Source organism: Arthrobacter sp. NPDC056727, assembly GCF_042790555.1.
Lineage (GTDB): Bacteria > Actinomycetota > Actinomycetes > Actinomycetales > Micrococcaceae > Arthrobacter.
Genome location: NZ_JBHTZA010000008.1, coordinates 3,315 through 15,810 on the forward strand (window position 1 = coordinate 3,315; position 12,496 = coordinate 15,810).

The following is a 12,496-nucleotide window of genomic DNA, read 5'->3' on the forward strand; positions in this document are numbered from 1 at the left end:
AATTCTTTTCGCTCGGTGTCTCCCCCCCCCCCCCCCCGCTCGTTCCCCCCCCCCCCCCCCCGCGGGGGGGGGCCGGCGCGCTCCCCCCCCCCCCGCCACGAGGTATTGGGAAGGGCTTACTGACCCTTTAGTGGAACGAATCACCGCAGGCGCATGAGCCGCCCGCATTCGGGTTGTCGATGGTGAAGCCCTGCTTGGAGATGGTGTCCTCAAAGTCGATGCTGGCACCGCTGAGGTACGGGACGCTCATCTTGTCGACGACGACCTCGACACCGTCGTAGTCGCGTACCGCGTCACCTTCAAGGAGGCGCTCGTCGAAGTACAGCTGGTAGATGAGGCCGGAGCAGCCGCCCGGCTGCACGGCGACGCGGAGGCGAAGATCGGTGCGGCCTTCCTGCTCCAGGAGGCTGCGGACCTTGCCTGCTGCAACGTCCGTCAGCTGAACCTCGTGGCTCGCCAGTTCGTCACTGGCAGTGCCGGTGGGTTCGGTGCTGTTTTCATTGGTCGTAGTGCTCATTGGCCTACCTTACTAACGACGGTTGTGGCTGCCCCGCTTGCACGGTGCCTGCCCCTACGGAAACGGTACGGGCTATAGCTACATGCTACGTCGATCCGGCGCGGAGCTCTAACTTCAGGCGTAACCCTCACGAGGCCATCATTGTTCCCTCCGCAGGCTTCTAGCGCAGGCCTTCCGCGTTCAGCCGGGCCAGCAGCAGCGCCTCGGCGACCACCGCGTTGCGGAAGTCCCCCAGGTGCAGCGACTCGTTGGCGGAATGGGCGCGCGAATCAGGGTCCTCGACGCCCGTCACCAGGATCTGGACCTCGGGGTACAGCTCGGTCAGGTCGCTGATGAACGGAATGGAACCGCCGATCCCCATTTCGACGGCCGGAACGCCCCAGGCCTCGCCCAGCGCCCACATGGCGAACCCCGCAGCTGCGGACCCTGTGTCCGTCTGGAAGGCGTTGCCGCTCTCCCCCGGCGTGAACGTCACCTTGGCGCCGAAGGGCGCATGCGTTTCCACGTGCCGGCGAACGGCCTCCATGGCCTCCGCCGGGTCCTGGCCAGGGGCCAGCCGCAGGCTGAACTTGGCCCGGGCACTGGGCAGCAGAGTGTTGGAGGCCACATTGACCGCCGGCGCATCGAAGCCGATGATCGACAGGGCCGGCTTGGTCCACAACCGTGACGCAATGCTTCCCGTGCCAGCCAGCTTCACGCCGTCGAGCACTGAAGAATCCGCCCGGTACTCCTCCTCCGTAAGGTCCACGTCGGTTTCATCCCGGCTCACCAGGCCGGCAATCGCAACGCTTCCATCGTCGTCGTGAAGTGTGGCGATCAGGCGGGAAAGCAGCGTGGGCGCATCAAGCACCGGCCCGCCGAACATGCCCGAATGCACGGCGTGGTCAAGGACCTGCACCTCGAACGTTCCGTCGACCAGTCCGCGCAGGCTGGTGGTCAGCGCCGGGACGCCCACTTTCCAGTTGCTCGAATCGGCCACCACGATGACGTCCGCCCGGAGCAATTCGCGGTGGGTTTCCAGGAACGTCCTGAAGGTGGGTGAACCGGCCTCTTCCTCGCCTTCGAAGAAGAGGGTGACTCCCAGCCCGAATTCATCACCGAGCACGCGGCTGACAGCGCCGTAGGCGGCCACATGGGCCATGATCCCTGCTTTGTCGTCCGCCGCGCCGCGCCCGTATAGACGGCCATTTCGTTCGACGGCGGTGAACGGCTCCGATTCCCACAGAGCCGGATCGCCGGGCGGCTGGACGTCGTGGTGGGCGTAGAGAAGGATGGTCGGCTTGCCGGGCGCGGCTTCGCGGCGCGCCACGACGGCCGGCCCGCCAGGAGTGCCGTCTTCCTTGTCGCACCGCAGAATCCGGACGTCACCGATGCCGGCTCCGCGCACCAGGTTCGCGACAGCCTCGGCGCTGGCGTCCAGCGGGGCGGGGTCAAAGCTGGGCCAGGCGATGCCGGGTATGGCCACCAGGTCCTTCAACTGCGAAACCGTGCTGTCAAAGGCCGCGTCAACGGCGGCACGCAGGGCGTCGGTGTGGACGCCGACCGCTGTCCCCCCATGCTGGGCGTCGTACTGTTGCGGGGTCGCCGCAGGGAAAGTAGTCATGGCCAAACACTACCTGTGTCACAGGCCACAACAAACACTGCAGCCACAGCCCGCCGGACCCCCGCGGTCTGTAGCTCTGCCCGCGGCCGGCATGACCGGAGGCACAGCCCGCCAAGGTATTCTGTTCTGGTGTTCGGACGTAAAAAGGAAGCGCCAGCGGCGCAGGATGTAGTTGACCAGCAGGCTGCCGACGCGGCCGCAATACCAGGCAAAGGCGCCCCCACGCCGAAGCGGAAAGCACAGGAAGCTGCCCGCAAGCGGCCGCTCGTGCCGGAGGACCGCAAAGCCTCCAAGGAAGCAGAGCGTGCCGCCGCCCAGGAGCAGCGCCTGAGGGCGCGCCAGGCGCTGGACACCGGCGACGAACGCTTCCTGCCGATCCGTGACAAGGGCCCGCAGAAGCGGTTCGCCCGCGACTACGTGGACGCCCGCACCAGCCTGGGTGAGTACCTCATGTTCGGCGCTTTGGTGTTCGTCATCGTCTCGTTCGTGGTGCCGGCCAGCAGCCAGATGATGGTTTACGTGCTGGGCGGCTTCTGGGTGATGTTCCTGGCCGTTTTCGTTGACGTGTTCATCCTGTCCCGCAAGCTGCGCAAGCGCCTCGCCGAAAAGTTCGGCGAAGTCGAGCGAGGTACCGTCTGGTACGGCTCCATGCGGTCTCTGCAGTTCCGGAAGCTTCGCCTGCCCAAGCCCCAGGTCCGCCGCGGGCAGTACCCGTCCTAATACCTCTTTTTCCTCCCGCAGCCCAGGCTGCCGGGGGACGGTCCCGGACCTAAACACTGCAGCCCGGCGGTTTCACCGCCGGGCTGCTGTGTTTAACGCGGGTATCAGCGCCTCTTGGCCAGTTCCTTACTGATCCGGGCGGCCCAGAACGGACCCTCATAGAGGAATGCGGTGTAGCCCTGGACCAGGCTGGCGCCGGCGTCGAGCCGTTCCTGAACGTCAGCGGCGGTCTCCACGCCGCCCACGGAAATCAGCGTCAGCCGGTCCTGGGTGACAGATTTCAGCCGGCGCAGCACCTCCAGCGACCGGTTCTTCAGCGGGGCACCGGACAGGCCGCCGGCGCCGCAGCCCTCCACCTTGTCCGCTGCGGAACTGAGCCCGTCGCGGCCGATGGTGGTGTTCGTGGCAATGATTCCGTCGAGCCCGAGGTCCATCGCCAGCCGGGCGACGTCGTCGATGTCCTCGTCGGTGAGGTCCGGGGCGATCTTGACCAGCAGCGGGACGTGCCGTCCGGCTGACTTGTCCGCCTCCTCCCCCACGGCCTTCAGCAGCGGCCGGAGAGTCTCCACGTTCTGAAGGAGCCGGAGCCCGGGGGTGTTCGGCGAGCTGACGTTCACGACGAGGTAGTCCGCCGCAGGAGCCAGGCTGCGGGCACTGACCAGGTAGTCCTCGACGGCATCCTCAAGCTCTACGACCTTTGTCTTGCCGATGTTCACACCGATCACCGGCCGCACCTTGGCGTGGCGGCGCTGCAGTGCGGCCCGGGCCGACTTGAGCCGCGGAGCCACGGCAGAAGCGCCGTCGTTGTTGAATCCCATCCGGTTAATGACAGCCCTGTCGTCAATGAGCCTGAACAGCCGGGGCTTTTCGTTGCCCGGCTGGGCCTGGCCGGTGATGGTGCCCACCTCGACGTGGCCGAATCCAAGTTCCGTGAGGGCCTCGATCCCGTGGCCTTCCTTGTCGAATCCGGCGGCCAGCCCGAACGGTGACGGGAAGGTAAGGCCGAACGCCTCGGTCTGCAGGGATGCCGGCGGCGCCGTAAACCGTTCCAGCAGTCGTCCCGCACCCACGGAGTGGACCAGACGGATCCCCTTGAAACCGATCTTGTGGGCGCGTTCGGCGTCCATCCATGAAAAGGCCAGCCTGAAAAAAGTGGGGTATACGCGCATGCCTCTAGTTTTCCGTCTCCGGCGGTGCAGACCAAACCGGCCTGCCACAACACCGGGCTGAACACTGCACAGCGGGGGACTGAAAGCCTACGCTGGTGCCATGGAGTGGCAGAGCGACATCCTGGGGCCGGGCTTCGAGTCCTGCGCGTTCGACGCCGTGGGCTGGGACGGCGTCCGCCGCCGGGCGACTCTGGTTCGCTTCACTCCCCCGGAAGCGCCGGATGCCCTGAACCCTCAGGACGCCCCTCCTGCCGCACCCCGCCGGGCCGTGCTCTTCCTGCATGGCTGGAGCGATTACTTCTTCAATGTTGAACTGGCACACTTCTGGGAAGCGCAGGGATTCGAGTTCTTTGCCCTCGACATGCACAACCACGGCCGCAGCCTGCAGCCGGGCACCCACGGCGGCTACGTTGCTGATCTGGGAAATTACGACGCCGAGATCGGCACCGCGGTGGGCATGATTGCCGGGTCCGGGGGTGCCGGACGCGTGCAGCTCGTGCTCATGGGCCATTCCACGGGCGGCCTCGTGGCAGCCCTCTGGGCCAGCCGCAATCCCGGCGCGGTTTCCCAGCTGGTGCTGAACAGCCCGTGGCTCGAAATGCACCGCAGTGCGTTGGTCCGGCGGGCGGCGTGGACCATGGTGGAGCCGATCGCCCGGCTGCGGCCGGAGGCGGTGCTCAGGTTGCCGGAGCGCGGTTTCTATTGGCGCAGCATCAGCAGTTCGGCCGAAGGCGAATGGACGCTGGACAGTGCCTACCGTCCGCCGCTGGCCTTTCCGGTGCGGGCCGCCTGGCTCAGTGCCATCCTGGCCGGGCAGGCCAAGGTGGCGCATGGCCTGGACATCGGGGTCCCGGTTCTGGTCCTGTTGTCGGTGGCCAGCGAGAACGGCATGGTGTGGAACGAGGAAATGCGCCGCACGGACGCGGTGCTGGACGTCAACATCATTGCCGCCCGTGCCATGTCACTGGGCAGGACCGTCACCGTGGAGCGCATCGACGGCGCCCTCCACGACGTGTTCCTTTCCCGCGCCGATGTGCGCGGGGATGCATACGGGCGGCTGGCCCGGTGGATCAGGGGTTATGCCGCCTAAGCCGATAATGGGCTTGGTCTTTAGAGCGCCTGGTCTTTAGAGGGCCTGGTCTTTAGAGGGCCTGGTCTTTAGAGGGCCTGGGCGGCGTCCACTGCCCCGCCGTAACGGCGGTCCCGCCGGGCATAGATCTCCACCGCGTCCCAAAGGGTGCGCCGGTCGACGTCGGGCCACAGGGTGTCCAGGAACACGAACTCGGCGTAGGCCGACTGCCACAGCATGAAGTTGGACAGGCGCTGCTCGCCGGAGCTGCGGAGGAAGAGGTCGACGTCGGGAAGGTCCGGTTCGTCGAGGTACTTCTGGATCGTCTTCTCGGTGATGGCCCCGGGCCTGAGCCTGCCGTCGGCCACATCCTGGGCGATGGCAGACACCGCGTCCACGATTTCGGCCCGGCCACCGTAGTTCACACACATGGTCAGGGTGCAGGTGCTGTTTCCGGCGGTGTAGGCCTCCGCCTCCTCGAGCTCGCGGATGACCGAACCCCAGAGCCGGGGACGCCGGCCGGACCAGCGGATCCGGACACCCCACTCATCCAGCTGGTTGCGCTGCCGGCGCAGCACCTCCTTGTTGAAGCCCATCAGGAAGCGCACCTCCTCCGGCGACCGGCGCCAGTTCTCCGTGGAGAATGCGTACACGGTGACATATTCAATGCCCAGTTCAATGGCCCCGGCCACGACGTCCAGCAGTGCGGGCTCCCCGGCCTTGTGGCCCTCGGTGCGCGGCAGGCCGCGCTGGTTGGCCCACCTCCCGTTGCCATCCATCACGATCGCCACATGCCTGGGCACAAACTCGGCCGGAATCGGCGGCGGAACAGCCCCGGAGGCATGGGGGTACGGCGCCACCACCGGAGCGGTGCGGCGCCGGGCAGGACTGGTCTTCTTTCCCAAGGACACTGTTAGGTACGCTCCACATGTTTGAGGGATTTCAGGACACGCTCCAGGTGCCACTGCAGATAGCTTGCCACCAGCCCGGCGGATTCCCGGCGGTGGACCGGAAGGGAAGCGTCCGCCGTCGGCCAATCTCCGGTGAGCAGCGCGCCCAGCAAGGCGACCGTCTCCGGCGCCGGTGCCGGTGAGCCGGGCGGGCGGCAGCCGCCGCAGACCATGCCGCCCAGCGGGGCGGAGAACGCGGTGTGCGGCCCGGGCGCGCCGCAACGCGCGCAGTCCGTGAAGCTGGGCGCCCAGCCGCCGGTGGACAGGGCCCGCAGCAGGTAGGAATCCAGGATCAGCTCCGGTGCGTGGTCCCCGCGGCTCAGTGAGGCCAGGGCCCCGACCAGCAGGTTGTACTGCGCGGTCCCGGCTTCACCGTCGACGTCGGTTAGCTTTTCGGCGGTTTCGGTCATGGCCGCAGCCACCGTGTACCGCCCGTAGTCGGCGGCGATGTTGCCCCCGTACGCTCCTTTAGCGACGGCCTGCGTGACGATGTCGAGGGTCTTGCCGGACACGAGCTGCAGATCTGCCACCATGAAGGGCTCCAGGCGGGCGCCGAACCGGCTGGTGGTGCGCCGGATTCCCTTGGCCACCGCCCTGACCTGGCCGTGGTGCTTGGTCAGCAGGGTGATGATGCGGTCCGCCTCGCCCAGCTTGTGGGTGCGCAACACCACGGCGTCGTCGCGGTAGCTGCGCGCTGCGAATGATTGGACCACGCTTAATCTTCCCATTGACTCAATGAAACAGGTGAGCCGCCGAAACAGCTGCGCCGCCGGTGCGGACCGGCGGCGCAGCTGTCAGGAAGCTCAGGCCTGGGCGTCCCGGATGGCCCGGTTCACGGCGGAGATGACTGCCTTCAGCGCCGAGGTGCTGGTGTTCGAGTCGATGCCGACGCCCCACAGGACACGCTCCCCCACGGCGCATTCGACGTAGGCCGCGGCGAGGGCGCTGCCGCCTTCGGACAGGGCGTGCTCGCTGTAGTCCAGGACCCGCACGTCCACGCCGTCCTGGCCGAGGATGTCCAGCAGTGCGGCGATGGGCCCGTTGCCGGTGCCGGTGCGGCTGACGTGCGTGCCGTCGACGCCCAGCGATGCGAGCAGGGTCATGGAGCCGTCCTCATCGGTCTCGGTCTTCACCGAGCCGAGCGAGTACCGGCCCCACTGGCTTTCCGGCTGGGCCGAGGGCAGGTACTCGTCCTGGAACAGCTGCCAGAGCTGGGCACCGCTGACCTCGCCGCCCACGGTGTCGGTGCGGCGCTGGATGACGCCGGAGAATTCAATCTGGGCTCGCCGCGGCAGGTCCAGGCTGTGCTCGCTCTTGAGCAGGTAGGCCACGCCGCCCTTGCCGGACTGGGAGTTGACGCGGATCACGGCCTCGTAGCTGCGGCCGAGGTCCTTCGGGTCCACCGGCAGGTAGGGCACCTGCCAGGTGACGTCGCTGACGTCCTTGCCGGCGGCCGCGGCGTCTTTCTCCAGGGCTTCGAGGCCCTTCTTGATGGCGTCCTGGTGGGAGCCGGAGAAGGCGGTGAAAACGAGGTCGCCGCCATAGGGTGCACGCTCTGCGACCGGCAGCTGGTTGCAGTACTCGACGGTGCGCCGGACGTCGTCGATGTCGGAGAAGTCGATCATCGGGTCGATGCCCTGCACGAACATGTTCAGGCCCAGGGTCACCAGGTCCACGTTGCCGGTCCGCTCGCCGTTGCCGAACAGGCACCCCTCGATGCGGTCGGCGCCGGCCTGGTAGCCCAGTTCCGCCGCTGCCACGCCGGTGCCGCGGTCGTTGTGCGGGTGCAGGGAGAGGATGATGCCCTCCCGCGGGTGCAGGTGGCGGCTCATCCACTCAATGGAGTCGGCATAGACGTTCGGGGTGGCCATTTCCACCGTGGCGGGCAGGTTGATGATCACCTGGCGGTCGGCTGAGGCCTCGAAGACGTCGGCGACGGCGTTGCAGACGCGGACCGCGTACTCCAGCTCGGTGCCGGTGAAGGATTCGGGAGAGTACTCGTAGGTGATGTGGGTGTCGCCCAGAGTCTCTTCGTACTTCTTGCAGAGCCGGGCGCCCTGCAGGGCGATGTCCAGGATGCCGTCCTCGTCCTGGTTGAACACCACGCGGCGCTGCAGGACCGAGGTGGAGTTGTACAGGTGCACGATGGCCTGCTTGGCGCCCACCAGGGACTCGTAGGTCCGCTCGATGAGGTGTTCGCGGGCCTGGGTCAGCACCTGGATGGTGACGTCGTCCGGGATGTGGTTGCCCTCGATCAGCTGGCGGACGAAGTCGAAGTCGGTCTGGGACGCGGAGGGAAAGCCCACCTCGATTTCCTTATAGCCCATCCGGACCAGCAGGTCGAACATCTTCATCTTGCGGGCCGGGCTCATGGGGTCGATCAGCGCCTGGTTGCCGTCCCGCAGGTCAACGGCGCACCAGCGCGGGGCCTCGGTGATGATCTTGTCCGGCCACGTCCGGTCCGGCAGATCGACCGTGATCTGGTCCTGGAAGGGGATGTAGCGGTGGACCGGCATTCCCGAGGGCTTCTGTGCGTTTCGCATTAATCTGGCCTTTTCTGTGATTCCTGGGTGAAAGGGTGGCCGGGCAACGCAAACTCCGCGACGAGGGTGGGCCTTGCGCTAGATCGCGTCTGAGGCCTCGCCGCGGCAGCTAAGAAGAAGGAGCTCTGCACGCACGATTTCACAGTAACACGGGTGCGTAAGATGAAGGGGCAACACCCCCAGCAACGTCCACCATGCAGACGCTGCACCGGTGAAAGTGCCGGCCGCAGCCCGTCACCTAAGGAGTTCCTGTGCCAATTTCGGGGATCGCCCTGTCAAACATCGACCACAGCGTGAGGCCACAGGACGACCTCTACCAGCACGTGAACGGCGCCTGGCTGAAGGACACCGCCATCCCTGACGACCGCGCACTGGAGGGCACATTCACCGCCCTGCGCGACGGTTCCGAGCTTGCTGTCCGGGAAATCATCGAAGAGGCCGCAGCCAAGGGTTCCGAGGCCAGCGGCATCGAGCGGAAGATCGGCGACCTCTACAGCAGCTTCATGGACGAGGCAGCCGTGGAGGCCAAGGGCCTGGATCCCATCCGCGGACGCCTGGCCGAAGTCTTCGCCACAGCCAGCATCCCGGAGCTGCTGGCACTGACCGGCCGGCTCTTCCGCGCCGATGTGTCGGGGCTTTTCTACATCTACCCGGCACCCGACGCCGGCAACCCCGAACGCGTTCTCCTGTACACCGGCCAGGGCGGCCTTGGCCTGCCCGATGAGTCCTACTACCGCGAGGAGAAGTTCGCCCCGGTGGTGCAGTCCTACCGGGAGTACGTGGGCACCATCTTCGGCCTGGCAGGCGTGGCCGATCCGGAAGGCGCCGCAGCCCGCATGGTGGCACTGGAAACCGCCCTCGCCTCGCATCACTGGGACAACGTCACGCTCCGCGATCCGCAGAAGACCTACAACCTGAAGTCGGCGGACGAGGCCCGGGAGCTGTTCCCCCTGCTGGACACGTGGTTTGACGCCGCCGACATCGCCGCCGAGAAGCGGCAGGAGATCGTGGTCAGCACCCCCGACTTCTTCGCCGGCGCCGCCGCGCTGCTGGCCTCCGAGTCGCTGCCCGTCTGGCAGGAATGGCTTGCCCTGCGGGTCATCAACTCGGCGGCCCCCTACCTCTCGTCCGCCTTCGTCGACACGAACTTTGCCTTCTACGGCACCACCATCAGCGGCACCCCGCGCAACAAGGACCGCTGGAAGCGGGGGGTCGCCGTCGTCGAGGCCGCACTGGGCGAGGCCGTTGGGCAGATCTACGTGGCGCGGCACTTTCCGGAGGGCCACAAGGCCCGTATGCAGACGCTGGTGGGGAACCTGATCGAGGCCTACCGTGAGAGCATCAACGGCCTGGACTGGATGGGCGAGGACACCAAGGCCGAGGCACTCCGGAAGCTGGGGGCGTTCCGCGCGAAGATCGGCTTCCCCGACGAATGGATCGACTACTCCGCTGTGGTGATCGACCCCGCGGACCTGCTCGGAAACGTCGAGCGGGCCCACAATGCCGACGTCGACCGGCACCTGGACGAGGTGGGCAAGCCGGTGGACCACAACAAGTGGCTCATGACGCCGCAGACCGTCAACGCCTACTACCACCCGATGCTGAACGAGATCGTCTTTCCGGCGGCGATCCTGCAGCCGCCCTTCTTCACGGCCGACGCCGACGACGCCGTGAACTATGGCGGCATCGGTGCCGTCATCGGGCATGAAATCGGTCACGGCTTCGATGACCAGGGCTCGCAGTTCGACGGCAAGGGCGAGCTGCGCAACTGGTGGACCGAGGACGACCGAAAGGCCTTCGAAGCCCTGACCGGCCGCCTCGTGGACCAGTTCGATGCGCTGTCCCCGTACGCGGCGCCGGGCCACAACGTCAACGGCAAGCTCACGCTGGGCGAGAACATCGGCGACCTGGGCGGCCTCACCATTGCGCACAAGGCGTACCGCCTCAGCCTCGACGGCCAGGAACCCCCGGTGCTGGACGGGCTGACGGGCGAGCAGCGCTTCTTCGCCTCCTGGGCGGCCGGTTGGCGCCAGGTGATACGCAACGAGGAGGCCATCCGGCGGCTGGCCACGGACCCGCACTCCCCCAACGAATTCCGGACCAACGCCATCGCCAGGAACCTCGACTCCTTCCACGCCGCGTTCGGCGTCACGGAGGAGGACGGCATGTGGATGCCGCCGGCGGAGCGCGTCAGCATCTGGTAGGCGATCCGGCAGGCGCAGAAATGCCGGGCCGCCCCCGTTCGGGGCGGCCCGGCATTTTTTGTGTCCGGCCTGGAGCCGGGATGAGGCCCGGGCAGTTACTGGGTGATCAGGTCGGGGTTTGCCTTCTGGCAGACGGTGTCGCTGGCGGTCTGGTTGACGATGTCCTTGGGGACCGTCGTCTTGCCGTATTTGGTCCCGGACGGGAAGTCGGTGCCGAGGTACAGCTGCACTCCCGAGACGCCCGACGACGGCGCCACCTGGGCGGCCGGGATGCCGAACAGGGCTGCCACGTCAGCGGCAACATCTGCGAACTCGGGTCCGTAGTACACCATGGTCTTTGCCGTGGTGTCGGCCTCCAGCTGCCCCGCCTGGGTGAATCCGCCGGCAACAACGGCCTCGACGATTTCCTGCGCCCTGGTGGCATCTCCGGTTCCGTTTGCCACCGTGACAGGCTGCAGCGTCTTGTCGTACGGCGTCGCAGTGGGCTTGGGCGTTGCCGACGGCGTGGAGCTCGGCGAGGGCTTGGGCGTGGCGGACGGTGACGGGGTTGCCTTCCCGTCCGGGTCCGTCAGGTCGATGTCCTTCCGCAGCGCCGCGAACAGCTGCGCGGCGGCCGGCGCGGCCTCGAGCCGGTTGGGATCGCTCGTGGCAGGGACAGTGGGCATCGCAACAAAGGCGACCTTGCCGACGTCGATCGTCTTGAGCCGGTTGGCGATGGTGATCATCGCCGGCACCGAGGAGAGCCCGTCATCGACGGTGAGGTTCTTGGTGATGACGTCGGCGATGTTCAGCAGCTTCGCCGGGTTGGTGAGGGTGCCGTCATCCTTGATTTTGCGGGTCAGCGAGGACAGGAATCCCTGCTGCGCCTTGATGCGGCCGAGGTCGCCGCCGTCGCCGAACGCGTGGCGGGTGCGGAGGAAGGCCAGGGCCTGTTCGCCCTGCACCTGGGAGGTGCCCTTCGGCAGCCGCAGCCGCGAGTCGGGGTCGTAAACGGCGTCGCTGATGCATACCTCGACGCCGCCCACGGCGTTCGACAGTTCTTTCACGGCATTGAAGTCGGCCATCATGAAGTGGTCCACCTCCATGCCGGTCAGCTTGTTGACGGTGTCCACGGCGCAGCCGATGCCTGCCTCTTTCATGGCCTCATTGATCATGATGCCGCTGCGGGCCGGGTACTGCTTGCCCGTCTTCTGGTCGGTGCACTTGGGGATGTCCACGAGCAGGTCGCGGGGGAAGCTGATGACGTTGACCCGCTTGTTGTCCTCCGAGATGTCCATGAGCATCATGACGTCGGAGTTGCCGTACCCGGTGGAATCCTGGGTGCTGCCGTAATTCGAGTTCTTGCCGTCACGGGTGTCCGAACCCAGGATCAGGATCTGCAGCCTGCCCGTGGCGTCGTCCGTGGTGTCGGTCCGGCTGCTTCCGGCGCCGAGCGCGGACGTGGAGATGTTGGACTGCAGCCTGAAGTACCAGTAGCCCGCGAACGCGAGGCCGCCGGCCAGGACCACGGCGACGACGGCGGTGGTCACCTTGAGCCAGGCGGGCATGTGGCGGACATTCAGGTGCCGGGCAGCGCCCAGCCGGGCGTCCTCGGCATGCCGGGCAGCTGGCTCGGAACGGGCGGGTGTGCCCGGTCCTTGGGCGCGGTTGTCGCGGCGTCGCACCACAGGGTGTACCTTCCTCGAAAAAATGGGATCCGGCCTATTTTAGTAGCCGTTTCT

10 protein-coding genes are annotated in these 12,496 nt (G+C 66.9%); 3 read left to right on the forward strand and 7 right to left on the reverse strand.

What is annotated here, in order from left to right; genetic code table 11:
• Positions 1 to 127: 127 nt before the first annotated feature.
• The gene (locus ACFRAH_RS09760; protein ID WP_104138470.1) at positions 128 to 517 is read right to left on the reverse strand and encodes an iron-sulfur cluster assembly accessory protein; all 390 of its coding nucleotides are present in this window, start codon (positions 515 to 517) and stop codon (positions 128 to 130) included.
• A gap of 160 nt (positions 518 to 677) precedes the next feature.
• The gene (locus ACFRAH_RS09765; protein ID WP_377990695.1) at positions 678 to 2,120 is read right to left on the reverse strand and encodes a dipeptidase; all 1,443 of its coding nucleotides are present in this window, start codon (positions 2,118 to 2,120) and stop codon (positions 678 to 680) included.
• Between the two features lie 129 nt (positions 2,121 to 2,249).
• Here ACFRAH_RS09765 and ACFRAH_RS09770 point away from each other — a divergent pair, with 129 nt between their 5' ends.
• On the forward strand, positions 2,250 to 2,840 hold the full coding sequence (locus tag ACFRAH_RS09770; RefSeq protein WP_377990696.1) for a DUF3043 domain-containing protein: 591 nt from the start codon (positions 2,250 to 2,252) through the stop codon (positions 2,838 to 2,840).
• A 104-nt stretch (positions 2,841 to 2,944) separates the two neighbouring features.
• On the opposite strand, the gene ACFRAH_RS09775 is transcribed toward ACFRAH_RS09770, so the two are convergent.
• Positions 2,945 to 4,009, reverse strand: coding sequence for a quinone-dependent dihydroorotate dehydrogenase (locus tag ACFRAH_RS09775; RefSeq protein WP_377990697.1), 1,065 nt, complete (start codon positions 4,007 to 4,009; stop codon positions 2,945 to 2,947).
• A 100-nt stretch (positions 4,010 to 4,109) separates the two neighbouring features.
• Here ACFRAH_RS09775 and ACFRAH_RS09780 point away from each other — a divergent pair, with 100 nt between their 5' ends.
• Positions 4,110 to 5,099, forward strand: coding sequence for an alpha/beta hydrolase (locus ACFRAH_RS09780; RefSeq protein ID WP_377990698.1), 990 nt, complete (start codon positions 4,110 to 4,112; stop codon positions 5,097 to 5,099).
• Positions 5,100 to 5,167: 68 nt separating this feature from the next.
• Here ACFRAH_RS09780 and ACFRAH_RS09785 read toward each other — a convergent pair whose 3' ends face one another.
• From ACFRAH_RS09785 to leuA, 3 genes are all read right to left on the reverse strand, one after another.
• The gene (locus ACFRAH_RS09785; protein ID WP_377990699.1) at positions 5,168 to 5,989 is read right to left on the reverse strand and encodes an isoprenyl transferase; all 822 of its coding nucleotides are present in this window, start codon (positions 5,987 to 5,989) and stop codon (positions 5,168 to 5,170) included.
• A 2-nt stretch (positions 5,990 to 5,991) separates the two neighbouring features.
• Positions 5,992 to 6,756, reverse strand: a complete 765-nt coding sequence (gene recO / locus ACFRAH_RS09790; protein WP_377990700.1) for a DNA repair protein RecO — start codon at positions 6,754 to 6,756, stop codon at positions 5,992 to 5,994.
• A 75-nt stretch (positions 6,757 to 6,831) separates the two neighbouring features.
• Positions 6,832 to 8,571: a 2-isopropylmalate synthase gene (gene leuA, locus ACFRAH_RS09795; protein ID WP_377990701.1), complete on the reverse strand. Its 1,740-nt coding sequence runs from the start codon at positions 8,569 to 8,571 to the stop codon at positions 6,832 to 6,834.
• 251 nt (positions 8,572 to 8,822) lie between these two features.
• On the opposite strand from leuA, the gene ACFRAH_RS09800 reads away from it, so the two are divergent.
• Positions 8,823 to 10,775 carry a M13 family metallopeptidase gene (locus ACFRAH_RS09800; RefSeq protein WP_377990702.1) on the forward strand — a complete coding sequence of 651 codons (1,953 nt, stop codon included), beginning with the start codon at positions 8,823 to 8,825 and terminating at the stop codon, positions 10,773 to 10,775.
• A gap of 95 nt (positions 10,776 to 10,870) precedes the next feature.
• Here the strand turns inward: ACFRAH_RS09800 and ACFRAH_RS09805 are convergent, their stop codons facing one another.
• The gene (locus ACFRAH_RS09805; protein ID WP_377990703.1) at positions 10,871 to 12,442 is read right to left on the reverse strand and encodes an LCP family protein; all 1,572 of its coding nucleotides are present in this window, start codon (positions 12,440 to 12,442) and stop codon (positions 10,871 to 10,873) included.
• Positions 12,443 to 12,496: the final 54 nt, after the last annotated feature.